Genomic DNA, 24,427 nt, shown 5'->3' with positions numbered 1-24,427 from the left:
CTTCTAAGATTTTCTCTTTTTGAGTAAATATAGAGAGTTACAGTAGCGAAATTCTTCTCGGTAAAAATCCCCACTAAATCTCATGATCAGTTTTTTTAAAAAAACAACAAAAATTCGTTGTTATCTAGAGTAATTATTTTATTTGTCGCAGAGCAATTCCATCAATATCATTTGCGACATCGGAGTGCTAGAGCATTGAACTTTTTAGCATTTATCACAGGTATATAACGTAAAAAACCTTTTATTACTTATTTTTCTTTTTACATATGTTCTAACTCAACGTCTATTCAGACAGGAATATACCGTGGATAAATATCAAGCAGCTTATGCTAAGCGTCTAGAGAAACTAAATGGGGATCCATCTCCTAAAACGATAGCCCGCCTTTCGGCTTGGGATGCGTTTTTTAACAAGGAGTACGAGCTCCAAGACTTGGAATACCAGCTATCGAACGCTGCGCACCAGCACTATGAACAGTCGCATGCGAAGAGCGACATTAGCTTCAAAGAATTCAAACGAGCGTTCTATAATGAATCCATCAAAATTTACAATTTAACTGATGGCGCTTCTATCCAGAAAGTATTCACCCCATTACTTTTGCTTACAACGCTCTGGATAGTGTTTGTATGCCTATTTAACAAGTGATCATCAAACTATTCCAACAACGATCAGTATGGGACTACAGGTATGGCTCTATGTAAGGGGGCTAATTGGCTCGGTCTCCTTCACTAAATTAGCGACTCAATTACCCGTAATTCCATAGGCTAAAAGTGACAAGGGCATCCGTTGATGCCCTTTTTATTCAAAGGAACGCAACCTAGACCTTTGGCCCACTTGGGTATAAAACCATTATGCGTTAAGCTGCACGCTATTATCCGATTGATAAAGAGTGGAGCGAAGTGATGGAAAAAGTAGGCTCTCGAGCATTGATTGTCGAAGGTGGAGCCATGCGAGGCGTATTTTCATGCGGCATACTCGATCATTTTCTTGCTAGCGAGTTCTCTCCATTTGATAGCTTTTGGGGAGTGTCTGCGGGTGCTAGCAACTTGGCTGCCTACTTAGCTAAAATGCCCGGACGTAACTTAAAAATCTACCTCGATTACAGCTTAAGAAAAGAATTTATCTCTCCATCTCAACTTCTACGTGGTGGTGATATGATGAACTTAGACTGGATGTGGAATGTCACCCTCGAAGAACTTGGCATCGATAAATCTGCGCTCAAAGCTGATTCACGACCTTTCTTTTTAGGCGTGACGCGTCAATACAATGGGCAAGCGGAGTACCACCTTCCTGATGTCGACGACTTGGCAGAAACAATGAAAGCCAGCAGTGCACTACCTGTACTTTACCGAAATGGCGTATCACTGAACGGAATTAGATACGTTGATGGTGGCGTCTCAGACGCACTTCCTGTTGCAGAAGCAATAAAGCGAGGAGCCAAAAAGATTATGGTTTTACGCAGCCAGCCCGCAAGCTATCAAAAACCAAGAGGAAGATTCAGCGCCCTAACTAGGAGGATGTTGAAAGAAACGCCCGGATTAATTGAACCGATGTTGACACGTGAAGTTCGCTACAATCAGACCTTAGCGCTGATCAACAACCCACCACCTGGTATCGAAATCATTCAAGTGTGTCCTCCTGAAACATTCAAGTTGAAACGGCTGAGTCGATCGCCAGCACCACTGCGTCATGCTTATGAGTTAGGAATTGAAGCAGGAAAGGAAGCCATCATACGATGGAGTCAGAAGTAGAAAAAAGCCACGTGGATTAAACGTGGCTAACGCAAATTCGATGGCAGTGGATTATCGTATTTGCTTCTGGTCGAGCCCAATATGCAGGCTCAAAACTGTTTTAATTTGCTCGCTAACTGAAAAAGCGAGTAGGCTGTCAAAACTAGTAAGTTTCAAACAACCCAGAGTTGTAGTCTTGGATGGCTTGTTCTATCTCTTCCATGCTATTCATGACAAAAGGGCCATAATGCACCACGGGTTCATTAATTGGCTCACCAATAAAGATCAGTGCACCACTCTCTTTTTCGGCCTGCAATTCAGCCCATTCACCTTTCGATAAAATGGCCATTTCGCCTTGATTGATCTCACGACCTTTTAATTGAATACGACCTTTATAGACATAGAGCATCATGTTGTTGTCTTGCTCCGTGTTCAAATTCAAAGCTTGACCACCCATCGCTCTCCAATCGGCTACCGTGGCAGCAACACCTGTCTCTGTTAGCGGCCCCTGAATTCGTTCGTTGTTTATAGTCATATGACCCGCAATCAAACGTACAACCCCCGTATTCGGAGTATCAAACTCAGTGATCGTTTCAGGTTGAAAGTCATGATATTGAGCTGGCTGCAGCTTATTTTTCGCGGGCTGGTTAATCCAAATTTGGAAACCATGCAATTCGCCTTCCTTCATAATAGGCATTTCGCTATGGATGACGCCTCTTCCTGCCGCCATCCACTGTGCACCACCGGAACGAAGCTCACCAACATTATCCATATGATCACGATGCTGGAAATGACCTTTCAACATATAAGTAAGCGTCTCGATACCGCGGTGCGGATGCGGAGGGAAACCGCCGATATAATCAGCGCGGTCTTCTGATTTGAGTTCATCCATCATCAAAAATGGAGAAAAGCTAGCATTATTGAAACCCGCTACTCGGCGAATTTTCACTCCATCACCATCAGCAGTAGCTTGCGCAGGAATAAGCTGACGAATGTCTCTGAATGTACTCATACTAGTTCTCCTAGTTTATCTATGTGACCGCTTGCAAATCGCATGTTCAATCTATGGCTATCGATAAGGTTCTATTTTAGGTTGATGAGCTAAAATTATGAGCCATACTATTCGTTCTACTTATTCAACTTTTTCGAACAATACAATTTATCGAGTTAATAATGAGCACATTTAATTTATCTAAAATAAATGTAGCTATTTTCTAAACAAGGTGTATAGTGTGCCTTGGCTCTTAGAAGAGAGCTGTTAATGCAACATTTAGTTTAAGTTTCCTCTCAGTAAAATCTTGAATCCCCAATTCAGACACCTGCGTACAACTTCCTCTTGATTGAACATTCAATAGCTTAGAAAAGATCCACAAAACAAATCATAATTTTAATGTTTAATTCAAAGGTATTTTTATGTCTAAAGTAACTGGTGCAGTAAAATGGTTTAACGAAACTAAAGGCTTCGGTTTTCTATCTCAAGACAACGGCGGCCAAGATGTATTCGTACACTTTAACGCTATCGTTTCTGACGGTTTCAAAACACTGACTGAAGGTCAGAAAGTAAGCTTCAATGTAGAACAAGGTAAAAAAGGTCCTCAAGCGACTGAAGTAACTCCTCTATAAGACTGCTTTTCTTGGTGTAGCATGCCCATGCTGCACCAAACCTCTCTCCTTCAAAAATATTCTTTCATCAATCACTCAGCCTAATTTTAGGCATTGCTTTGTGCTATCTAAAATAAACTGAATAGTACTGCTTAATTTATTATTTATAGGAAAAATCATGTCCTCAAAAAGAACTGGCCGTCAAAGGCATTGGTATCAATTACTTAACAAAGAGAAAATCACTAAAAAACAGGAGAATAAATGTTAGAAATTGAATTTAATTTAGAACAACCTCAAACCTCTTGGAACGCTAAAATACATCAATTAAATGGTGATATTTTACGAAGGCACGTATTACCGAAACTTCTTTCTCATAGCTTCATGATCGATTTTGAATATTGTGAGAAAACGCAATCTGGAACTATTCTCTGTGATTCAGGTTCAAAGTTAGGAAGTTTTACTGTTAACTGATCCAGTTTTCATGCATTAATGGATAATGCAACTAATTTGGAAGGTATCCAATGGCTAGAAAAAGTAAGAAGCAGTCAGAAAAAGACAAAAAAGAGTCTGAACAAAACGCGGCGGCGGTAAAGCAGAAAACTCGACGCCGCATAGAAGACATTATGGAACAAAGAGAATTTGATAAGTTATTCGATCTATAAATGCTCTCTAGTGCTTTCTCTGCCTTTATCGTTGTGCAAGGTACCGCCACCTACCTTTGCTCAAACGAATCTCCACTCTTTTAGACTACTCTTCTAATTACACGTGCCTCTCACACACGCAAAAACAACTGGCTCCTCTATACTCAAGTGACTTGCAAATATTCGTTTCGCTCACAGGAAAACCCGTGACTAATGACAGTTAGGTTATTTGCGTATAGCCAAAGCGATATTTTTGCGTATAATCCCTCTCGTTTGCTTCGTATAACCCCAATGATATGGTTTGGGGGTCTCTACCAGTTCCCGCAAAGTGCTGATTACGAAGAGTTGAGATCATCGTGGGTCTTACTCTTTGTGATAGCGTTCGATTTATTTCTATCTATACCTATTCTTAGAGTAACTGCATCCACAATACACATAAGGTGGAATATGAACGCATTTATTCAAGGTCTTCCAAAAGTAGAACTGCACTTACATATCGAAGGTTCACTTGAGCCGGAACTCTTATTCAAATTAGCAAAACGAAACGGCATCGAGATCCCTTACTCTTCTCCGAGTGAACTACGCAGCGCATATCAGTTCACAGACTTACAATCATTTCTCGACCTCTATTACCAAGGAGCGGGAGTTCTGCGTACGGAGCAAGATTTTTACGATCTCACTTGGGAATACTTACTGCACTGTAAAGAAGACAACGTTATTCATACCGAAATCTTTTTTGACCCTCAAACACACACAGAACGCGGCATAGACTTTGACACTGTTATCAATGGAATCGCTCGCGCGCTAAAAGATGGTCACGAAAAACTTGGCATTACCTCGCAAATTATTGCGTGTTTTCTCCGTCACCTTTCAGAAGAGAGCGCCATAGAGACCCTACAGGCTATTCTGAAACACCGTGATAAGATCATTGGTGTTGGACTAGATTCTTCAGAACAAGGTCATCCGCCAGCTAAATTCAAGCGCGTATTTAAACAAGCAGTAGAAGAAGGCTTACTTACCGTTGCTCACGCAGGTGAAGAAGGCCCCGCACAAAATATTAGCGATGCAATTGAAATGCTTTACGTGAGCCGCGTGGATCACGGTGTTCGCTGTGTTGATGATGAAGCATTAGTTGAATCCTTAATCGAAAGCCAAATGCCACTGACAGTGTGTCCGTTATCGAATCTTAAGCTATGTGTATTCGACGATATGAAAGATCACAATATTGTGGATTTGCTACGAAAAGGGGTCGCCGTAACGATTAACTCAGACGATCCTGTGTACTTTGGTGGCTACATGACGGACAACTTTTTGGCCGTCAACAACGCACATCCAATGAGTAAGAGTGAACTTGCCCAATTTACAATGAACGCGATTGATGCCAGCTTTATCGATAACGAGTTAAAGGCGAAATATCGTCACCTTGTTAGCCAATACGTAAACCAGCACGAAGCGTTGCAATAAAGGCATAGTGCCACGCCTAAGGTCAAACGCGTAGGTATTAAAACCCTACAAAGACTCTGTGGTTAACCGCATTTATAAACGCTAGACTGAGAAAGCTAAACTAGCACACAAAAAGGAATAGAATCATGATTCAACAAGGCCAAGCTCTACCAGTTGCAACTCTAAGTGAGTTGACTGCCGATGGTATGGTTAACCACGACGTTACAGAACTGTTTGCGAACAAGAAAGTCGTACTCTTTGCTGTACCTGGCGCATTCACCCCTACCTGTTCAGAAGCTCATCTACCAGGCTATGTGGTATTAGCTGATGAGCTAAAGGCAAAAGGTGTTGATTTAATTGCGTGCGTTTCTGTAAACGATGCATTTGTGATGCAAGCGTGGGGCGAAGCTCAAAACGCTTCTGAGATTCTGATGTTGGGTGATGGCGACGCTAGCTTTACTAAAGCATTGGGTCTTGAAATGGATACAGGCGGCTTTGGTGGTATTCGCTCACAACGTTACGCGATGATCATTGAAAACGGCACAGTGACTAAGCTTAACGTTGAAGAGCCAAAAGAGTTTGAAGCAAGCAAAGCAGAAACGATTTTAGCGGCGCTTTAAGCTTACTCCTAAATACAAAAACGGAAGCCATCGCTTCCGTTTTTTGTTGGCTAACGCATTCTCACAACACTCGTTTGTTGCTTACGCTGCATTTCCGCAAAAGTCAGCACAAACGGGGATGACTGCTTTACACGGCTTGGTAATGAAGAAAGCGCATTGTAGGCATCCTGTTTCGTTTTAAAATCACCAACAGTTACCGTATACCAACGTGTGCCTCGGCTGTTTTTCCAGTTAACCCAAACCGGATGCTTAGGATCGATATAGCGAATATAATCTTTCACATCTTTTTCTTGCTTCAGCGCGAGTACCTGCATCGTGTAATGGTTTGGGTTTAAATAACCATATGCATCCTGAGAGGTCATGACTCCAACACATTGGCCGCTATCGACCTCCTGCTGGTAAGGCATAGCGCAGCCCATGAGCGATAAAATCAATGTCAAAGATAAAATCTTGTGCACGTGTCACTCCATTCTTGTTCTAGTTTCTTTTCTCTCGCACCCAAAAACACAAAACGCTCTTGGTCAGGTAAAACACACCCTTACAAGAAGGCCTGCGTTTTAACGCAACGAGTATTCCAAAAACGTAAGGCGACCACGTTGGCCGCCTTAGTAAATTGATTTAATAGAACATTAACAAGATAGAGTGATATAGACAGAAGTTCGCTACTGTTTAGAACCAGCTAGCGACCAATTGTTTAAACCAGTCTAAAATTCGCTTGAATAAACTGCCTTCCTCCACGGACTCCAATGCAACGAGCTCGGCTTCATTTACGACCTTACCGTCGACTTTGTAAAGCACTTTACCAACCACTTGTTGCTCAGAAATTGGCGCAACTAAATCACCGTTGTATTCGACTTCCGCTTGCAGCTTTTTTACATCTCCTTTTGGCAAAGTGAGATACACATCGTTAGCTACGCCGACAGTAAGCTCGTCTTTTTCGCCCATCCAAACTCGAGCTTTCGCAAGTTCCGCACCCGCCTCAGTCGGCATTACCGTATCATAAAAGCGGAAGCCATAACTCAACAGCTGCTTGCTTTCTGATTCACGAACATTCTCACTCTTCGCTCCCATCACTACAGCAATCAAACGCATATCACCTTGTGTTGCAGAAGTCGCTAGACTATAACCCGCGCCGCTTGTATAACCAGTTTTCATGCCATCGACATTCATACTACGATCACGAAGCAAGCCATTACGGTTGTATTGAGTGATGCCATTGTAAGTAAACGAGGTTTCGCTATACAGCGGATAGATATCAGGTAAGTCACGAATAATCGCTTGGCCCAACTTGGCAATATCATAAGGTGTCGAATATAAACCGTCACTGTCTAGGCCGTGAGGGTTGGTGAATGCCGTGTTAGACAATTCAAGCTTGGCGGCCCAACTATTCATCAAACTCACAAACCCTGATTCACTTCCCGCAACATGCTCAGCAATAGCAACACTGGCATCGTTACCAGATTGAACAATCAGACCACGGTATAAGTCAGACAAAGAAACGGAAGTATTGACTTCAATAAACATTTTTGAAGAATCTGGGAAGTTTTTTGCCCAAGCATTTCTGCTGATGACAACCTCATCATTCAACGTAATATTGCCTGTATTAATTTCTTGACCAGCTACATAAGCAGTCATCAACTTCGTTAAACTCGCAGGGTTTAAACGTTTGTGGGCATCACGTTCAACCAGTACTTTCCCCGTATGGAAGTCCATCAAAACATAACCACGAGAACTGAGTTCTGGCGCATTTGGCACAACTGAAGGCGCAGCATAAGCCAACGAGGATACAGCAGCGAACCCTGTAATTAACACTGTGTGTAATATAGTACTTTTTCTCATCATGACATCTTATCTTAGTAGCATTTAAGGCTTACAAACGGTACCCGAATTAATTCAAAGCGCGGGATTACCTAGTTAAAAAACGAGTATATTGAAACGGCGCTCAGTTACAGCCACCTTGTTACGATTGGTTACTTTTACTCAATGTTTGTCGAAAATAATGAGAGGTAGGTAGAGCTTTCGTCTTGAAGAATGAAACAGGAGCGAAAATAATTCCGTAACGCTATGTTTTTTGAGAGGGGAGAAAAAGCGCGCAAGTCAATTCAGGGAGTAAGTTGGTATAGGAAAAGTAGTTGAGCTTTTATCCATATCTAAATAGGAAACAACAAAAACAATCAACAATAAGTCCAGCTAATTACTTACCAAGAAAACATATTGAAAACGCATCATAAAATCGTAATTAATTATCGATAAATTTAAAAACCTAATATTATAATTTATGTAAATTTCATTTATTATTAAACTGGAGAAAAATACAGCTTTCCTTTTTTAAAACTAAGAGACGATTTTTTCGATGTTTTTAGGTTTATCTCATCAGAGAACTTGGTATAACAGTGAGGGATAAGACATCCGGACTTAGCGCGAAAGGATAACCCACTGTTATTTAAGTTCACACGCTGCTTTTTAATGACTAGAGACTTTAAACTGCGGTTACCTTCGGTTTGTGCGGCTATTCTTTGACGTATCCCAACCCAGTACGACTCAAACGACGACATCATACATATCCTCTTTCATGATATAAGCATTAATAATTAAACATCGCTAAAAGCTAAGCTTGTCTTAAATAAAAGTACTAGAAATTGATTTTATTTCTTCAAAACAAATCAACCCGCATATTCCACATAAATTTAGTGGTTATGTCAAATATTAATTATCATTAATTTTATTTATAATGGATATAAAATCAGTTTATAATTTTTAAATAATTTAATTATTAGAAAGCAGTATGACCAGTCCATATTTAACATGGAAATATGAGCTTTGTTTTGCATCATAATATATAAATACATTAAAAATTCATCTACGAACTAAATGCTCTTCAAGAGGTGATATAAATTAGCATTTCGAGACTAAATGAGAATAAAAATAGCGCACCGTATATGGTGCGCTATAGATTTGATTAAGGTCACTGTATAAGCATAGATAAAACTAAACTCATTTGACGTAGCTAAGCCAAGATTGCTTATGGTTTAAGTTTCAATACTTTATCAATATCTTCTGCGCTGTGGCGCTCAGGTAACTGCTCCCATTCTTCACCCCATGAACGGTTCACAATTCGACCACGTTTTACCGCTTCACGCTCATCAATTACTTTTGCCCAACGCACAACGTTTTTGTAGCTTTCTACGTCTAAGAATTCAGCCGCATCGTAAGCACGACCCAACACAAGGTTGCCGTACCATGGCCATGTTGCGATATCAGCGATGCTGTACTCATCGCCACCTAGGAATTCATTGTTCGCAAGACGCTTGTCTAATACATCTAACTGACGTTTTGCTTCCATTGTAAAGCGGTTGATTGGGTACTCGAACTTCTCTGGTGCGTACGCGTAGAAGTGACCAAAACCACCGCCTAGGTATGGCGCAGAACCTTGCAGCCAGAATAACCAGTTCATTACCTCAGCACGCTTAGCGCCTTCTTTTGGTAAGAAATGATCAAATTTCTCTGCTAGATAAAACAAGATGTTGCCAGATTCAAACACGTTCACTGGCTCAGAACCCGAACGGTCAACCAATACCGGAATTTTTGAGTTTGGGTTAACAGCCACAAAGCCAGAGCCAAACTGGTCACCATCGCCAATCTTAATCAGGTATGCATCGTATTCTGCTGCCGTTACGCCAGCCGCCAAAAGCTCTTCAAACATGATCGTCACTTTCTGACCATTTGGGGTACCCATTGAGTAAAGTTGGAATGGGTGCTCACCAATTGGAAGCTCTTGCTCATGACGTGCGCCAGAATCCGGACGGTTGATGCTCGCCCACTGACCGCCGTTTTCATTATCGTTTGTCCAAACTTTTGGTGGAATGTATTCGTTAGCCATTGTTTTCCCTTATTGTGTTTGAATGCATCTTCAAACTGACGGGTCTTACGCGCCAGCAAGCATTATTAACATCACCTCTTCGCCAACTGCGATTAGGCATACTCAAGATATTAGGTCGAATTCGCTAAATAAAAGTCCTGCAATCTCTTTTAGTTAGAACCTTTGGTTATGGGATTTTCTTTCACGCTATAAGTAAAAACGTCGCGATAATGTGAACTAGGTTCGAGATGCCAACGATGAGTAAGCTACACTCGGCGGCGCACCTCTATTTGGGGATTTAGAACAACCGCTAAACTTCAAAGTCACCAAGAGTGAAGTTGTTTTGGATACTTTAGTTCAAACAACTTACGTGCGTGATAGGCAGTTAAGTTAGATAGTTAGAAAGAAAAACGCCCTTCACTAAATCAATGAAGGGCGTTTTAATGTATTCAAAACCGTTACTTAGCTGATTCAAACAAACCAGAAATACCTTTCAAAGGGAAAAGCCTTGCTTGCTCCAACCCTCTCAACGTTACCGTATTCAGGTCATCAATAAAGAAACGACTGGTCATCGTGTGTTTGCCACCATTAATGAAAATCTCGATGACAGAATTGTCGATATATATATCAATCGTCTGCTTAGCGTCCAATCTTGGTGCTTTTCGAATGCTACCAAATTCTTCTGCGTACAAATGAGACATGTGACGACGGTCCAGCATAAACTCGTGCTTTGTCGCACTAAAGACGATGTTGTCACCTTTGAGGTTACTCAGCTCAAGTTCAAAGCCATCGCCCTCAAGGTCTAATTGGATCAAACAACTTGTGCTTTCCAGTGTATGGGACTGTGCAAAGACTACCTCTTCTTTTCTTAAACTCTCCAATTCAGGGAGTGGAGTTTGAACAAGAAAACCATCTTTCAACGTTAGTTCTCTAGGAAGAGACAACATTCCTGCCCACTGGTGTGTGACCGATGGCGTGTCGATTTCTGGCAACCCTATCCATGCAATAAGAATGCGACGCCCATTCTCATCTAAATAGGTTTGTGGGGCGTAGAAATCAAACCCATAATCTGGCTGTAAAATATCTTGGTGGTTTTCTAAAGTCATCGACTCTAGGTTCAACTGATCACCCACGATATACGCGACAGAATAGATGTTTTTGAAATCATAAGGATTACTACTGCTCACGCCCTGTGGAGAAAACAGCATCACCGATTGACCATTAATCTCAAATAAATCAGGACACTCCCACATGTACCCAAGGTCAGAGAACTTGGTCTTGATAGGACCTTTATGCTGCCACGTTTTCAAATCTTTGCTTTGATAGAGCGCCATAGAACCATGCTCGGTTTTGGTTTGAGCACCCACCACCATCAAATAGTCGTCGCCTTTCTTCCAAACTTTTGGGTCACGAAAGTGCTCCGTGTAATGTTCGTTCTCAATGACTACACCGTGCTTTTCAATGCTGCCGTCTGAATCCATGGTGGCAAAACACTGTGTTGGGATTCGATTCCAGTTTTGGTCACGCTTGTTGCCAGTAAAAAACAGCAAAGCCTTGTTGTTTTCCACCAAAGCGCCGCCCGAATAGACACCATGTGAATCGTAGTCTTGGTCGGGATGAAGACCCACGCCATGATCAGTAAAATGGATGAAGTCTTTAGTAGAAAGGTGATACCAATACTTCATTCCATGGACTGGTCCCACAGGCGTCCACTGGTAAAAGATGTGGTGCTCACCATTGAAATAGCACAACCCATTTGGGTCATTTAACAGCCCAAATCTAGGGGCGATATGAAAACTAGGAAAGCCTTTATCTTGCTGACGTGAAAGTGTCATTTCTTCGATATCACACTGAGGGATTTGCTCAAGTCGACGATATCTTTGCTCTACAGTCCAACGGTTGTTTAAGCTCATAATTTTTCTCAACTGAAATTGGATCTGAAGATCATTGCCCAATAAATTGCAGCAACTCTGTCTGGGTCGGAAGCGCGGTCATTGCGCCTTTTTGCGTCGTCGCTAATGCACCACAGCCATTTGCCCATTGAATCGCAGAGCTAACAACAGGATGATTTTTCCAATCGTCATGCCGAGACAGGCATGCCAGTAGCCCTCCGACAAAAGCATCACCCGCACCTGTGGTGTCAATCGGACTAACGACTTGACCTGTGATCAGTTCACTCTGACTTTCAAAGACGCGCCAAACACCTTTCGCACCTTGTGTCACCAAGACCAAAGCAATATTCAAAGAGGCTATTTGTTGTAAACCTTGCGCCATCGACGTTGAGTCAGTTAAGAACAAAAGCTCTTCTTCAGAGAACTTAACCACATCGGCCATCGCTACAGCCTTCATCACGACAGCTTGGATTTCTGATTGATCTTGCCACACTTCATCACGCAAGTTAGGGTCAAAGCTAATGAAACCACCAGCGGCTTTTGCTCTTTTGATCGCCTCAAATGTGCTGCTTCTACTTGGCTCATTTGCCAGTGAAATTGAGCAAACGTGTAGCCAGTCACCTTGCTTAAAGTTTGGGATGTCTTCAACAGACATAAACTGATCAGCGCTCGGTTTTACCATAAACGTAAAGCTGCGTTCACCTTGATCATCTAAATCCACCACCACTGTTGATGTTCTTTGCTCTGGGTCTTTAACGAGAAACTCCGTGCTCACGCCCTCTTGATCGAGCGTTGATTGCATGAAGCGACCAAATGGGTCATCACCTACACGTCCAAAAAACGCACTCTTACCAGATAGACGAGCAATTGCTACGGCGACATTCGCTGGTGCACCACCGGGACATTTGAGTAAAGAAGTCTCAGATTCCGGTATTAGATCGACAACAGCATCACCAGTTACCCACACTTGATTCATCTTGCTTACCTTGAAATTAAAGCCCTGATAGTCCAACGTGTTGAACACCTTCACTACCAAGTAAAAATTGAAAAAGGCTAGCCAAGCCATTAGTGCTTGGCTAGCACCCCAAACATTTAGGAAAAGAAGTGGATTTTGGGGGACTCCACCCTTAAGGAGTTCAGATTAAGCCGCTGCTTTTCTACCGGCTTTAGCGCGGTCACGCATACCAAGAACAATGGTGAGAACAAATGCGGTCAAGAACGCGATCACCATACCCGCGATGTAGTACCCAATCTTCTCTGGCGTAATAGAAATGATGCCTGGAAGACCTGCTGCACCCAATGCCTGAGCTTTCACATTAAACATTGTAATGAACGCGCTCGATAACGCCGCAGCGCAAACTGCCGCAATAAATGGGTAACGTAGTTTTAGATTAACACCAAACATGGCTGGCTCTGTAATACCCAGCAAACCCGTAACACCCGATGGAATCGCAATACCTTTCATCTTCTTATCTTTGCTCATCACGCCCACCGCCAACGCTGCCGCTCCTTGAGAAACGTTAGACATCGCCGCAATAGGAAAGATAAAGGTGCCGCCCGTCGTCGCAATATCCGCAAGAAGTTGAGTTTCAATCGCAATGAAGCTGTGATGCATACCAGTAATAACAAACGGAGCATAAATAAGACCAAATACCGCACCACCAACAAAGCCAGCTGTGTTGTATAGCCAGTTCAGACCATCACCCAATAGGAAACCGATATCACGCGTGAACGGACCGACGACAGTAAACGTCAGCAAACCCGCTATGAAAATCGCCAGTAATGGCGTTAAAAGGTTGTCTAAAACAGAAGGGATGACTTTACGTAAGCCTAGCTCAACCTTCGCAAGAATGAATGCCGATACCAAAACCGGTAACACCGAACCTTGGTAACCCACTTTTTGGATTTCAAAGCCAAGAATATTCCAAACCGGAATGTTGCCAGACACAGATGCGCCGCCGAATCCCCAACCATTCAGCAAGTCAGGGTGAACCATCAACATACCTAGCGCCGCCCCTAAATATGGGTTACCGCCAAACTTCTTACTGGCTGAAAATGCCAGCAGAATAGGCAGGTAAACAAACGGCGCGTTCGCAAACGTGTTGATCATGTTCGCCAAGTCTGTCAGTCCTGGGTTGGCATCAATCAAAGATTTGCCATCAATGAACAAGCCTTGAGCAGTCAATAGGTTATAGATACCCATCAACAAACCACCAGCGACGATTGCGGGAATGATTGGGACGAAAATATCAGACAGCCCTTTCACCGCGCGCTGAACAATGTTTTGTTTCTCTGCGCCAGCAGACGCAACGTCGTTGGTGGACATTTCACTCATCCCCGTCAACTTCGCCATTTCTGCATAAACTTGGTTTACGATGCCTGATCCAAAAATGATTTGGTACTGACCCGCAACTTTGAACTGCCCTTTTACTCCTTCAAGGCTATCAATCGCTTGTTCATCTATTTTTTGCTCATCTGCAACGGCAAGGCGTAAGCGTGTCGCACAATGCGCAAGTGCGGTGATGTTGCTTTTACCACCTAATAGAGTTAACAACTCTTTTGCTACTGCCGGATAATTCATTTCATACCCCATTGGATTATTATCTGAGCTTGCGAAATTTTCGGGAACGTTTGCAAAACAGATTTTTGCTCAATAAAACCAAATGATCAAAGATAAAGCAGAGAGAATGTGAGAATGATCGTCAAATTCTCTCCCTAAGAGCAGTATAGGAGGTTAGAATCGCTACTTATCAAAGAGCTTTTCATCTTCTCTTTGCAAACAATCCCAAAAACGAAAAACAGAATGGATAGGAACAATGGCGAGTCTGCATGATGTCGCCCGTCTGGCTGGCGTATCAAAATCAACAGTGTCACGGGTTATAAACGATGAATATGGCGTAAAAGAAGCGACAAAACTGAAGGTCCGCCAAGCAGTAGCGGAGTGTGGCTATGTGCCGAACCAAGTCGCTAAAGATCTAAAATCTCAAAAGACCAATCTGGTTGGTGTCATTGTTCCTCGGGTTTCCTCTCATGCCACATCCCAAGGTGTCGATGGATTAACCGATGTCCTTGAAAAAGCCGGGAAACATGTCTTACTTGCTAGCACTCACCAAGCCCACGAAAAAGAACTGGAATACATTCAGATCTTTAACCAAAAACGGGTTGAAGGGATCATTCTTTACGCCACCCACCTCGATTCCAAGCTGGTAAAAGCAATTCAAAACTCAGCCGTTCCAGTTGTGCTCGTCGGTCAAGATGGTTCCATGTTTAACATTCCAAGCATCATTCATGATGACGCACGAGTAGGGTTTGAAGCGGGAAATAGACTGGTTGCAAAAGGTTGCCAAACTATGGGTTTTATTGGTGTGCAAGGTGACGATATCGCGGTAGATAAGCAACGCTCTGAAGGATTTGTTCAAGCGCTACAGCATCATGGTTTTGAGCTCGCCTTCCATGCTCGTGGTGACTTTACCATCGATTCTGGCTATTCATTGGCAAAACAACACTTAACAAAGAACCCTAAGCTAGATGGCTTGTTCTGTGCGACAGACCGTATTGCTATCGGTGCGATGAGAGCGATTCAAGAGCTCGGGTTAACACCGGGTAAAGACGTTTTAGTGCTAGGCGTTGGTGATGATGAGCTCGCATCAGTGTGCACCCCAACCTTATCAACATTTAACTATGCATTTGATAAAGCAGGGGAAAATGGTGCGAAACTGTTACTAGATAGAATTGCCAACAGAAGTTTTGAAATGAGTAAGATGGTACTAACCTTCAAAACTATTGAGCGTCAGTCCTGTTAATGAAAAAGCGCCAACTGAAATCAGTTGGCGCTTTTCTTATTACTCTTTGTAGGTTAGGTCCCTTTAGAACCAAGTTTCCATTTGCAGTGCAAACAGAACTTCACCACCATCACCCATCGTTGCAGCACCCGCATCCTGGCTAATCGAGTAGCCATTCAAGTCTTCGCTCCAATCAACGTAGCTAACTGCAAAACGTAGCTCCGGACGGTCAAAGAAACCTGCAGCGGTAGACATCTTAAGCGTTGGTGCAATTGTCGCTTTGTAAAAACTGCCACTTGCTTTATCAATCGCATTGTCTAGGTCCATGTATTGGTATGAGCCTTCATAAACCATCTCAAAGTTCTGCGTAAACTCTTGCGCTAAGCGGATGTTGAACGATGCCCACGTAAATTCATCATTTTTAGCAAAGCGATCTTGGCTGTGTTCTGCTAGCAACGCAGGTGCTACACGCCAGTTGTCGCCGATGCGTGTTACACCATAGCTAAACAAGCGTACGGCTTTTGCGTCTTCTAACAAATCTCCGTTTGAACCGATGCCTTTAAGTTCCGCACCCAATCCATCACCCATCAAAATACCAGTTTTAGAAAAGCCTTCACTCATGCCAAAGAAGGTATCGCCATGGTAGGCAAACATCGCATGTAAACCTTTGTCCGCTGCGCCTTCTACGCGATCATTGTTATCAGCTGACGTCATGCCGCTCAGCATCAATTGCCAATTACCGAAGCGGTTGTTCATTGTCGCGATATAGTTTTCAACATCCGTTGACGAGCTATCAATCTCACCAAAATCACGACCATAGATCGAGAAGTTTGCTTTCCATGATTCGCTCATTTGGACGTCATACACACCAGCACCAGTGCCAGATAAGAAAACAATATCCGAGTCAAAGAAGTGAATGTCAAAGTTATCACGGTCAAATCGTTTACCAGCCCAAAACGTCGCGTCAGCAAACGCACTTGATTCAGAGAACATGCTCAACTTGTTTAGCTCAGCATATACCTGACGAACGTTTAATTGACTCTCACTCGCTGTCCATTCGTTATTGGTTTCCGTACTATCTGCCAACATGATTCGGAACAATGAGCTGGAACCATCATCTGCAAAGCGTTTGTGAATAAGGTTTGCTTCCACATAATGATCATCCTCAACCCCTAATCGTCCAATTGGCGCGCCAATAGCACCAGCTGCCGTCATGTAAGGACCAGTACCCACTGCACCATTCAGATCATCATTAATGAGCAGCCCGGAACGAGCGTAGCCATGAAACTCAAAGCTTGAGGCTTTCTCATTTGCTTCTGTGGATGCTTTTTCTGTCTGCTCAAGTCTCTGTTCTAATTCATTAATTCGCTTTTCAAGAGCGTCAACATCTGTTGCTGCGAATACAGGTGCAGTAACCAGTCCAAGCGCTACTGCCATCGTCAAAGTGTGTAGTTTCATTTCCATAGTCTCACGTAAATTTATACTTAGGCATATTGCAAACGTTCCCAAGAAAAATCGCAAACTTATGGTGACTTTAAATGTCCATCTAAAGCCTGAATTTCAGAGCGCTCGTACTCAGAGCGTCTCTACTACTTATATCAATGAGGGCGATAATATATAAACTTTTCGGGAACGTTACCGCAAAGAGGTGATTTTGTTACTTCTATCACGTTCAATTGTGTTACTTACAGAAAAATCATTAACCAGCGCACATTTGAATTAATTGTTAGCGCTAGAGGAAGTAGTTTGAAGGTGACAGGCTACAAAGAAGGGGTTTAGTGTTCATTTGAGAGAATAGTGCTCACTCGCTTCCCTATGCTACTTGATGGTAACTCATCTCTATTTGTTGATGAAAAGTAGCAGCTAAGGTTGAACGTAACTAGGAGCGAAGCGGATCTCGATACCTCATTTCAAACAACTTGAAAGGCTGTTAACGCCCTTAACTTTCGTGAAGAGCGCTTTGTTATTCTAATTCAAGCTAACGAAACACTTTTTTGGACAGAAGTACGTTAGAATACATACCCTAAAGTAGTCATAGATTTATTCAACCACTGCCTGAAAATGAGCCAGCCGCTCCCATTAATCAGAATGATAAAATGCCCAATAGAGATACATGAAAAAGCCAACTGTAATCACAGTTGGCTCAGTATTTCCCCTTGAACTTTTAAGCCTTATATTGACTAGAGCGTTAGTTCGGAAAGTGTTTATTTAAGAAGTCCAAAACATGAGTAACGTACTTCTCGGTATCAAAGACAGGTGCACTGTGTCCTACACCTTCTTCAATGAAAAGTTGGTTGGTAACTCCATGCTCATCAAGCTTAGCCTTAAGTATCTCACTTTGAGATAGAGGCACTCGCTTATCCAAGGTGCCGTGTAACTGTATATATGGTGGAGTATTTTCATTCACATAACTCGTCGTTGATGCTTTCTTGGCAAGCTTTGGAATATTGTTTGGAATATCTCCTAAGAAACGAGATACAGACGATTTTTTGCTGGTTTTCTTGCCACCTTTATTACTTAACTCAAGTAAATCGGTAGGGCCAAAAAAGCTTACTACGGCTGAGACCTTGTACTTTGGTGGCTCATAGAAATCTACTTGGTTGTATGCCGAGTTAGTCGCACCAATAAAGCCAGCGAGGTGCCCGCCAGCAGAGCGTCCCATTATCACAACATTGTCCGCTTTAATACCGAGCTTTTCAGCATTGTCGTACAAATAGTTCAGTGCATCATTAATGTCTTGTACTGGTTGAGGAAAGATCGCTTCTCCACTTAAACGATAATCAACTGAAGCTAGCGCATAACCTTCATTCAACACAGACTGAAGTAATAATGGGTTCTTTTCTGGGATGGCGTCTTTGCTCCCACGTTTCCATGCACCACCATGTACCCAGACTAATAACGGGTACTGAGTATTTGATTCAACCGAAGGAGTATAAAGATCGAGTTTAATCTCTCTTTCACCTACAGTTTTGAACAAGATATCCTTCTCTACATTGAACTCCCCAGCCAAACAGACAAAGGGCATAAGTAGCAGAGAGGTCATCGCAGACTTAATTTTCGTATTCATTGTTTTGTTATTCGCTTAAAAAAGTAAGTAGATTAGAAAGTCGCTTCAGCAGCTAACCAGTAGCGTCGGCCATCTTCAATGTAGCCAAACTCTTCCTCTGTGATTTGCTCATCGAACAAGTTATAAACCGCTGCCATTAACTTCACATTCTTAGTTACACGCCAGTTCACACCGAGATCCACGTAAGTAATAGAAGGTGCCAACGTTCTTGTGCTATCACTAGTGATGTTGTTTTTCTCTTTGCCTTGATAGTTCATGCGGGCCCATGAAGCAACATCATCACGCACTGCCCAATCACCATTAAGTGAGAAGATATGTTCAGGTGCTTGTACAAGAGGCAAGCCATCATCATCGTCATTAGTGTTCTTTTCACTACGAGTATACGAGTAGGTTGCACTTAGTGTAATTGACTCTGTAATACCCTTAGATACGGAACTTTCTGCACCATAGCTGTTCGCATCATCAATGTTGACGTAAGTGCGGTCGCAACTTCTGCTATCAGTACACATCGGATCGACAAACTCACTTTCGATCTTGTCTTTGAAGTCGCTGTAAAACAAAGTAATGTTTGCAGAAAGGTCTCGCTCATTAACGTAATACAGTCCCATCTCTGTATTGATGGAGGTTTCTGCTGTTAAGTCTGGATTACCGTAAATAGAACAACGCCCTCTACAGCTCTCTTGAACCCACTCTTCGTCCATTTGTGTCAAACTAGGTGCTCGATAACCCGTAGACACACCACCTTTTAGCGTCCAACTAGGGTCAATAGACCAGACCCCGTAAGCTCTTGGGCTAAATTGCCCGTCAAAGATCTCATTGTCGTCGTAACGTAAACCAAGGGTGAGAGCGAATGTATCCGTGAGATACCACTCGTCCTCAGCAAATACTGCCCATTGCTTGTTTTTAGAGGTCAATGACAGTTTATTATCAGTCAGATCCTTTTGCTCGAAAGATGCGCCCAGTGTTAAGTAGTGAGCATTAAGAGGCAGACCCCATTGCGTATTAATTTGACTATTCTCGACTTCTTTATCTGCACCGATATTTTTTACTGTTTCATTACTGATAAATGAAGAACTTGTACCCCAAGAGTAGTTTCCGTCGTGGCTAAAACCAATAGATTGGCGTTCATATTCTCGTACTGCAACTTGAGACTCTCGCTCCACTGATTTACCTAGAGTGGTCTCTCGCTCTTGGTTATGATTGGTGAACTCCAGAGTAAAAGTGTCATCCGAGGTAGGTGTGAGGTACAAAGAAGCTCGATAGTTGTCGAGTGTCTTACCTGCATAACCACCTTCAATTTCATCTTCTTTTCTTTCCTGATACAGTCCAGTCAAAGAAGTACTCAACAGACCATCAATGACAGGGCCAGCAAGGTAAAGCTGCCCTTGATAGCTATTTCCAGATTTTGAATTTTCTTGAAGCGTCGTTTCTGCACGCAAGCTTCCGTGCCACTCTTGATAATTTTTACGCGTAATAATATTAATCACACCCCCCAAAGCATCAGACCCATAAAGGGTTGACATAGGGCCACGTACAACTTCAATACGTTCAATTGCACTCAACGGGGGAAGCCAGTCTTGTTCAGTAAACGTACTACCATTAGTTTGAGTTTCTCGACCAGACTGCTTCCTGCCATCAACAAGAATGGCCGTATATTGAGCAGGCATACCTCGAATTGAGATATCTTGGCCATCACCACCTCCTGTAACGGTTACCCCAGGTATATCACTTAAAGCATCAGTCAAATCTTTATATGAGCGATTTTCAAGTTGCTCTCGGGTCAGAACACTTATTGTTGCTGGCGCTTCTGTGACATTCTGTTCGTAACCAGAGGCTGTAACCACTACGGTTTCCATTGCTGTTGTATTGATACCAGTCTCAGGTAACTGGTCATTTGCAACAACGACCATAGGTACAGTAATACAAGCAGAAACAACTGATGTAGAAAATAGAGAGTATGTGAAAAGAGGCTTCATATTGAATAGGCTTAAAATGTAATTGCATTTAATAATTATTATCAATTAAACCTGATTATCATAATCACTGACAAGTTAATCACTATCGAGAAAAGAGAATATCACTATCCAATATACGAATAGTTAACCACGAATTACCCGATATAAGCATTTAAGCTAAAGTATCGGTTCCAACATAGAGCTGTTTAAAGATCTCTCGTACCCATTCACACATAGGATCATCGTTAAAGCGTTTGTGCCAATATAGGAAGACTTCTTGAAAGTCCAACTGTAGCTCGGCAGGTACTTCTCGAACGATCAAGCGAGGGTCTTGACAAGCTGCCTCTGCAAAAGGTGTCGGTAGATGAAATATAATCTCAGTCTCCGCAGCGATACTTGGAGCAGAACTAAAGTTATTCAGTTGCACTGGCGCTGATAAACGCTTTTTTTTGTTCGCTAACCCTAGCTCTTGGTATTTATGCTCAAACGACAATCGCTTCTCACCCTGCAAAGAGACTTGTCCAAAGTCAAATTCGGCCAAACGCTCTGGAGTTAGCTCTAAATCGGCCAGTGGATGATAGCGGCTCATAAGCAAACGGAAAGTACGCTTAGCAACAACCATTCGATAGATATTTTGCTCAGAGCTTGGCGGTTGATGAGAGGAAAGTGCGAAATGAACATCTCCAGCCACCAACGCATCAAAATGACGTTTTGGTGCTGAGTCCAAACTGACCTTAAGGTTTGGAGCCTCTTGCCGAATCTTAGCGATAACCTTAGGCATTAAGGTATTAATCTGAGGAAGAAGGCCGTAAACCTTAACGGTGCTTGATACAGTGCTCGGATCAAACGAGTCTCTATGGGCAAGTTTTTCTAAACTGGTAATCACATTATTGATGTCTTGCCTTACTGACTCTGCTTTTGGAGTCAGTTCATAGCCGTATTTCTTGCGCACCAGTAATTCGTCATTAAAGAAAACTCTCATTTTTTGCAGTGCTCGACTTACCGCTATGGCTCATATTTAAAGCCATAGCGGTGTTAGATACATGCTTCTCTTCGAGCAAGTGCTTTAAAACAAAGAGCAAATTCAGATCAATTTGAGATAAGTTCACGTCAATACCACCCATCAAGCTTCCAGTAGGTGGTATAGTACATAAATCTCTAGAGTTTGTGGTAAGTGTTTTCGATACTACAAGGCACTATTGAAACACAAGTCTGGTAGCAGGACAGTTTCCGTGCTAACACGAAAAGGGGCAAAAGTGTGTTTCAGTTCTTAAATGGGGAAGTGTTTTCCTCATATACCTCAACCAATACAGCTAGCCTTTCAAGTTTACAAATTAGTCTTATATTTGCTTTATCGAAAGGCATTGAGGTTACTTACCTTGGCGAGATTTTTTAAAGTACTCAATACTGTGTTGTATACGACATTCAACACTTGTACTGTTTCCCTAACGCCAGAGCTATTCATTGACATATCAACAGTTTTTTCTTTTACATCTGGCTTGCGGGCTTCGTAAACGTAATCGAGTTAAAGCTCTTTCGACACTCGATACATCTGGAGCGAGGAGAGCCAGAATGCCCTTTTCCATGTTCACGAACGGGCTCTGTTTTATTACAGAAACGATATTGAACTTGGATAGTAACCATGAGTTAAAAACATCAGAAATCAGGTGGCTATATTAACATCTATCAACCGATTTGAGTTATGACCAATAAAAGGATAGTTAGGTTTTTATTGCGTAAATTATCGGTAAGATGAAGTCATATAACAGGCAATATTTCAGGTGTGTAGAATTATTCTATTTTAGGGATTTTGCTCTAAGTCTAAATGAATCTTTGCATTTCAATTTCAATAAAGCTTGGTTATTGATCATGTTTCTGAGTATGCGAATTATTATCAGTTATGCATATGATTGCTCATTGTCTAGTTTGACTTGTGTAACGTCACTTCAGCACGCACTACGCTGATTGTCTGTGTTTTCGTGTTGACAGTTTGGTACTAGGTAAAAATCAACAAGACTATGATTTCGAGGAACATTTTATGTTAAAGAAACTACTAAGTTGTTGTATCACCTCCGCACTCTGTTTTCATTCTTCTCTCGCTTTTTCGCAACCCAATGAGATTGCGGACAGTGCAGAGTTACAACAAGCTCCGGACATATTACCAGCCACATTAATGCTCGCACCGGACGAGATCGCCATTGCAGATCGCTACATAGTGGTATTTCAACAACCGCAAATGATGGCGAGCAACTCAACGGAATTCGAGCAATTCACGCAACAATCCGTAGACCGCATGTCTGGTTTGTATTCGGTAAAAGTGGAGTCGGTTTTTGACCACTCGATAAGTGGATTTGTCGCTAACTTGAGTCCTGAGCAACTAAAAGATCTGCGTTCTGATCCTCGTGTGGACTACATTGAGCAAGACAGAATCCTATCGCTTGACCCAATAGTCTCGGCAGACGCAAATCAAACCAATGCCATTTGGGGACTAGACCGAATCGACCAACGAAACTTGCCACTCGATAACAACTACAGTGCCAACTTTGATGGGACTGGGGTAACGGCTTATGTCATCGATACTGGTGTGAATAACGCGCATGTTGAGTTCGGTGGTCGCTCAGTTTCAGGGTATGACTTTGTCGATAACGATGCAGATGCAAGTGACTGTAATGGACACGGCACACACGTAGCGGGCACCATTGGCGGCAGCTTGTATGGTGTTGCGAAAAACGTCAACCTTGTCGGCGTGAGAGTATTGAGCTGTACCGGATCGGGTTCTACTTCTGGTGTTATTGCCGGTGTGGACTGGGTGGCTGCGAACGCTTCCGGACCTTCAGTCGCCAACATGAGTTTAGGCGGCGGTCAATCCGTCGCTCTGGATAGTGCGGTGCAAAGTGCGGTTCAGTCAGGTGTCAGCTTTATGCTAGCAGCAGGTAACTCCAACGCCGATGCGTGTAACTATTCTCCAGCACGCGTTGCTTCCGGAGTAACTGTCGGATCGACCACTAGCACGGATGCACGTTCGAGTTTTTCAAACTGGGGCAGTTGTGTGGATGTATTTGCGCCAGGTTCACAAATCAAATCTGCATGGTATGACGGTGGCTACAAAACCATTAGTGGCACTTCGATGGCGACGCCACATGTGGCGGGTGTAGCAGCATTGTATCTTCAAGAAAACAGTTCACTGTCTCCAAGCCAAGTAGAGGCCTTGATCGTTAGCCGCGCAACTAGCGGAAAAGTGACGGACACAAGAGGCAGCGTGAACAAGCTACTTTATAGCTTAACGGATGCAGATTGTGGCCAAGACTGCGGTGGCCCAGACCCAACACCGGACCCAGAAGGCAAATTAACCTCGGGCGTGCCAGTAAGTGGTTTAAGTAGTTCAACTGGTCAAGTAGCGTATTACTATGTTGATGTAGAAGCTGGGCAGCGCTTAACCGTACAAATGTATGGTGGCAGTGGCGATGCGGATTTGTATCTCCGTTTTGGAGCAAAACCAGCACTGAATGCATGGGACTGCCGACCTTTCAAATACGGTAACAATGAAACATGTACGGTCAGTGCGACGCAAAGTGGACGTTATCACGTCATGATTCAAGGTTACTCAAACTATAGCGGTGTCAGCATTCAAGCGAGCTACTAGTTATTTTTCTCGTTATTAGAAGAGAACAAAGCCCGCTTTTCGGTGGGCTTTTCTTTTGGGAATACTGTGCTTTAGGGAATGCAGTGTTTAAGAGGAGACGCTATTCAAACGTATTGGCCTTTTGCTTCAAAAACTCAACTCGAAGCGGCATCGAAGCTTTCTATTAGTAGTTAGTAGTACTCACATAAGTCGGGT

General features: G+C 42.8%; 19 protein-coding genes, 3 pseudogenes and 1 riboswitch. Of the genes and pseudogenes, 10 read left to right on the top strand and 12 right to left on the bottom strand.

Annotated features, from left to right (window positions below):
• The first annotated feature begins 304 nt into the window (after positions 1 to 304).
• Together R7E00_RS01340 and R7E00_RS01335 are read left to right on the top strand one after the other, a co-directional pair.
• Positions 305 to 643 (top strand): hypothetical protein, encoded by a 339-nt coding sequence (locus tag R7E00_RS01340; protein WP_171344215.1) that lies wholly within the window; start codon positions 305 to 307, stop codon positions 641 to 643.
• Positions 644 to 900: 257 nt separating this feature from the next.
• Positions 901 to 1,749: a patatin family protein gene (locus R7E00_RS01335; protein ID WP_171344216.1), complete on the top strand. Its 849-nt coding sequence runs from the start codon at positions 901 to 903 to the stop codon at positions 1,747 to 1,749.
• Between the two features lie 142 nt (positions 1,750 to 1,891).
• On the opposite strand, the gene R7E00_RS01330 is transcribed toward R7E00_RS01335, so the two are convergent.
• Positions 1,892 to 2,740 (bottom strand): pirin family protein, encoded by an 849-nt coding sequence (locus tag R7E00_RS01330; protein WP_138940070.1) that lies wholly within the window; start codon positions 2,738 to 2,740, stop codon positions 1,892 to 1,894.
• 401 nt (positions 2,741 to 3,141) lie between these two features.
• Between R7E00_RS01330 and R7E00_RS01325 the strand changes: the two genes are divergently transcribed.
• From R7E00_RS01325 to R7E00_RS01305, 5 genes are all read left to right on the top strand, one after another.
• Positions 3,142 to 3,351 carry a cold-shock protein gene (locus R7E00_RS01325; protein ID WP_171344217.1) on the top strand — a complete coding sequence of 70 codons (210 nt, stop codon included), beginning with the start codon at positions 3,142 to 3,144 and terminating at the stop codon, positions 3,349 to 3,351.
• A 240-nt stretch (positions 3,352 to 3,591) separates the two neighbouring features.
• Positions 3,592 to 3,801 carry a hypothetical protein gene (locus R7E00_RS01320; protein ID WP_005373692.1) on the top strand — a complete coding sequence of 70 codons (210 nt, stop codon included), beginning with the start codon at positions 3,592 to 3,594 and terminating at the stop codon, positions 3,799 to 3,801.
• Between the two features lie 50 nt (positions 3,802 to 3,851).
• Positions 3,852 to 3,992 carry a PA3496 family putative envelope integrity protein gene (locus R7E00_RS01315; RefSeq protein WP_017633782.1) on the top strand — a complete coding sequence of 47 codons (141 nt, stop codon included), beginning with the start codon at positions 3,852 to 3,854 and terminating at the stop codon, positions 3,990 to 3,992.
• Between the two features lie 237 nt (positions 3,993 to 4,229).
• Positions 4,230 to 4,329, top strand: a riboswitch (purine riboswitch).
• A gap of 89 nt (positions 4,330 to 4,418) precedes the next feature.
• Positions 4,419 to 5,435 (top strand): adenosine deaminase, encoded by a 1,017-nt coding sequence (locus R7E00_RS01310; RefSeq protein ID WP_017819853.1) that lies wholly within the window; start codon positions 4,419 to 4,421, stop codon positions 5,433 to 5,435.
• Between the two features lie 125 nt (positions 5,436 to 5,560).
• Positions 5,561 to 6,034, top strand: coding sequence for a peroxiredoxin (locus tag R7E00_RS01305; protein WP_005373699.1), 474 nt, complete (start codon positions 5,561 to 5,563; stop codon positions 6,032 to 6,034).
• A 50-nt stretch (positions 6,035 to 6,084) separates the two neighbouring features.
• Here the strand turns inward: R7E00_RS01305 and R7E00_RS01300 are convergent, their stop codons facing one another.
• The 3 genes from R7E00_RS01300 to yghU all read right to left on the bottom strand — a co-directional run bounded on the left by R7E00_RS01300 (position 6,085) and on the right by yghU (position 9,914).
• Entirely contained in the window at positions 6,085 to 6,492 is a 408-nt protein-coding gene (locus R7E00_RS01300; RefSeq protein WP_005373701.1) for an SPOR domain-containing protein, read from the bottom strand.
• Between the two features lie 211 nt (positions 6,493 to 6,703).
• On the bottom strand, positions 6,704 to 7,873 hold the full coding sequence (locus R7E00_RS01295) for a D-alanyl-D-alanine carboxypeptidase family protein (RefSeq protein WP_171342685.1): 1,170 nt from the start codon (positions 7,871 to 7,873) through the stop codon (positions 6,704 to 6,706).
• 1,183 nt (positions 7,874 to 9,056) lie between these two features.
• The gene (gene yghU / locus R7E00_RS01290) at positions 9,057 to 9,914 is read right to left on the bottom strand and encodes a glutathione-dependent disulfide-bond oxidoreductase (RefSeq protein ID WP_262606157.1); all 858 of its coding nucleotides are present in this window, start codon (positions 9,912 to 9,914) and stop codon (positions 9,057 to 9,059) included.
• A gap of 253 nt (positions 9,915 to 10,167) precedes the next feature.
• Here yghU and R7E00_RS01285 point away from each other — a divergent pair.
• A pseudogene (locus tag R7E00_RS01285) lies at positions 10,168 to 10,287 on the top strand (dihydrofolate reductase); the annotation flags it as partial.
• 64 nt (positions 10,288 to 10,351) lie between these two features.
• On the opposite strand, the gene R7E00_RS01280 reads toward R7E00_RS01285, so the two are convergent.
• The 3 genes from R7E00_RS01280 to R7E00_RS01270 form a co-directional block, all read right to left on the bottom strand.
• Positions 10,352 to 11,806: a sucrose-6-phosphate hydrolase gene (locus tag R7E00_RS01280; RefSeq protein ID WP_042523221.1), complete on the bottom strand. Its 1,455-nt coding sequence runs from the start codon at positions 11,804 to 11,806 to the stop codon at positions 10,352 to 10,354.
• Between the two features lie 31 nt (positions 11,807 to 11,837).
• Positions 11,838 to 12,761, bottom strand: a complete 924-nt coding sequence (locus R7E00_RS01275) for an aminoimidazole riboside kinase (protein WP_053349293.1) — start codon at positions 12,759 to 12,761, stop codon at positions 11,838 to 11,840.
• A 165-nt stretch (positions 12,762 to 12,926) separates the two neighbouring features.
• Positions 12,927 to 14,366, bottom strand: coding sequence for a sucrose-specific PTS transporter subunit IIBC (locus tag R7E00_RS01270; protein ID WP_213906689.1), 1,440 nt, complete (start codon positions 14,364 to 14,366; stop codon positions 12,927 to 12,929).
• A 235-nt stretch (positions 14,367 to 14,601) separates the two neighbouring features.
• Here R7E00_RS01270 and R7E00_RS01265 point away from each other — a divergent pair, with 235 nt between their 5' ends.
• Entirely contained in the window at positions 14,602 to 15,588 is a 987-nt protein-coding gene (locus tag R7E00_RS01265) for a LacI family DNA-binding transcriptional regulator (protein WP_017633789.1), read from the top strand.
• A gap of 63 nt (positions 15,589 to 15,651) precedes the next feature.
• On the opposite strand, the gene R7E00_RS01260 is transcribed toward R7E00_RS01265, so the two are convergent.
• The 5 genes and pseudogenes from R7E00_RS01260 to R7E00_RS01240 form a co-directional block, all read right to left on the bottom strand.
• Positions 15,652 to 17,025 carry a carbohydrate porin gene (locus R7E00_RS01260; protein WP_017633790.1) on the bottom strand — a complete coding sequence of 458 codons (1,374 nt, stop codon included), beginning with the start codon at positions 17,023 to 17,025 and terminating at the stop codon, positions 15,652 to 15,654.
• Between the two features lie 730 nt (positions 17,026 to 17,755).
• The gene (locus tag R7E00_RS01255) at positions 17,756 to 18,634 is read right to left on the bottom strand and encodes an alpha/beta hydrolase (protein ID WP_017819845.1); all 879 of its coding nucleotides are present in this window, start codon (positions 18,632 to 18,634) and stop codon (positions 17,756 to 17,758) included.
• A gap of 32 nt (positions 18,635 to 18,666) precedes the next feature.
• Positions 18,667 to 20,610: a TonB-dependent receptor domain-containing protein gene (locus R7E00_RS01250; RefSeq protein WP_213907763.1), complete on the bottom strand. Its 1,944-nt coding sequence runs from the start codon at positions 20,608 to 20,610 to the stop codon at positions 18,667 to 18,669.
• Positions 20,611 to 20,761: 151 nt separating this feature from the next.
• Positions 20,762 to 21,698: pseudogene (locus R7E00_RS01245) on the bottom strand (LysR family transcriptional regulator).
• A 211-nt stretch (positions 21,699 to 21,909) separates the two neighbouring features.
• Positions 21,910 to 22,233, bottom strand: a pseudogene (locus R7E00_RS01240) (IS1-like element transposase); the annotation flags it as partial.
• A gap of 394 nt (positions 22,234 to 22,627) precedes the next feature.
• On the opposite strand from R7E00_RS01240, the gene R7E00_RS01235 reads away from it, so the two are divergent.
• Positions 22,628 to 24,232 carry a S8 family peptidase gene (locus R7E00_RS01235; RefSeq protein WP_171342628.1) on the top strand — a complete coding sequence of 535 codons (1,605 nt, stop codon included), beginning with the start codon at positions 22,628 to 22,630 and terminating at the stop codon, positions 24,230 to 24,232.
• Positions 24,233 to 24,427 lie beyond the last annotated feature (195 nt).

This window comes from Vibrio sp. Vb1755, from assembly GCF_033338635.1.
GTDB classification, from domain to species: Bacteria; Pseudomonadota; Gammaproteobacteria; order Enterobacterales; family Vibrionaceae; genus Vibrio; species Vibrio alginolyticus.
The sequence above is the reverse complement of the archived record's forward strand: the minus strand, read 5'-3'. Positions and strand labels throughout refer to the sequence as shown.

Bases quoted from the DNA above. Each gene is read 5' to 3' on its own strand.
- R7E00_RS01335 (WP_171344216.1), top strand. From the start codon at position 901: ATGGAAAAAGTAGGCTCTCGAGCATTGATTGTCGAAGGTGGAGCCATG.
- R7E00_RS01330 (WP_138940070.1), bottom strand. From the start codon at position 2,740: ATGAGTACATTCAGAGACATTCGTCAGCTTATTCCTGCGCAAGCTACT.
- R7E00_RS01325 (WP_171344217.1), top strand. From the start codon at position 3,142: ATGTCTAAAGTAACTGGTGCAGTAAAATGGTTTAACGAAACTAAAGGC.
- R7E00_RS01320 (WP_005373692.1), top strand. From the start codon at position 3,592: ATGTTAGAAATTGAATTTAATTTAGAACAACCTCAAACCTCTTGGAAC.
- R7E00_RS01315 (WP_017633782.1), top strand. From the start codon at position 3,852: ATGGCTAGAAAAAGTAAGAAGCAGTCAGAAAAAGACAAAAAAGAGTCT.
- R7E00_RS01310 (WP_017819853.1), top strand. From the start codon at position 4,419: ATGAACGCATTTATTCAAGGTCTTCCAAAAGTAGAACTGCACTTACAT.
- R7E00_RS01305 (WP_005373699.1), top strand. From the start codon at position 5,561: ATGATTCAACAAGGCCAAGCTCTACCAGTTGCAACTCTAAGTGAGTTG.
- R7E00_RS01295 (WP_171342685.1), bottom strand. From the start codon at position 7,873: ATGAGAAAAAGTACTATATTACACACAGTGTTAATTACAGGGTTCGCT.
- yghU (WP_262606157.1), bottom strand. From the start codon at position 9,914: ATGGCTAACGAATACATTCCACCAAAAGTTTGGACAAACGATAATGAA.
- R7E00_RS01280 (WP_042523221.1), bottom strand. From the start codon at position 11,806: ATGAGCTTAAACAACCGTTGGACTGTAGAGCAAAGATATCGTCGACTT.
- R7E00_RS01275 (WP_053349293.1), bottom strand. From the start codon at position 12,761: ATGAATCAAGTGTGGGTAACTGGTGATGCTGTTGTCGATCTAATACCG.
- R7E00_RS01270 (WP_213906689.1), bottom strand. From the start codon at position 14,366: ATGAATTATCCGGCAGTAGCAAAAGAGTTGTTAACTCTATTAGGTGGT.
- R7E00_RS01265 (WP_017633789.1), top strand. From the start codon at position 14,602: ATGGCGAGTCTGCATGATGTCGCCCGTCTGGCTGGCGTATCAAAATCA.
- R7E00_RS01260 (WP_017633790.1), bottom strand. From the start codon at position 17,025: ATGAAACTACACACTTTGACGATGGCAGTAGCGCTTGGACTGGTTACT.
- R7E00_RS01255 (WP_017819845.1), bottom strand. From the start codon at position 18,634: ATGAATACGAAAATTAAGTCTGCGATGACCTCTCTGCTACTTATGCCC.
- R7E00_RS01250 (WP_213907763.1), bottom strand. From the start codon at position 20,610: ATGAAGCCTCTTTTCACATACTCTCTATTTTCTACATCAGTTGTTTCT.
- R7E00_RS01235 (WP_171342628.1), top strand. From the start codon at position 22,628: ATGTTAAAGAAACTACTAAGTTGTTGTATCACCTCCGCACTCTGTTTT.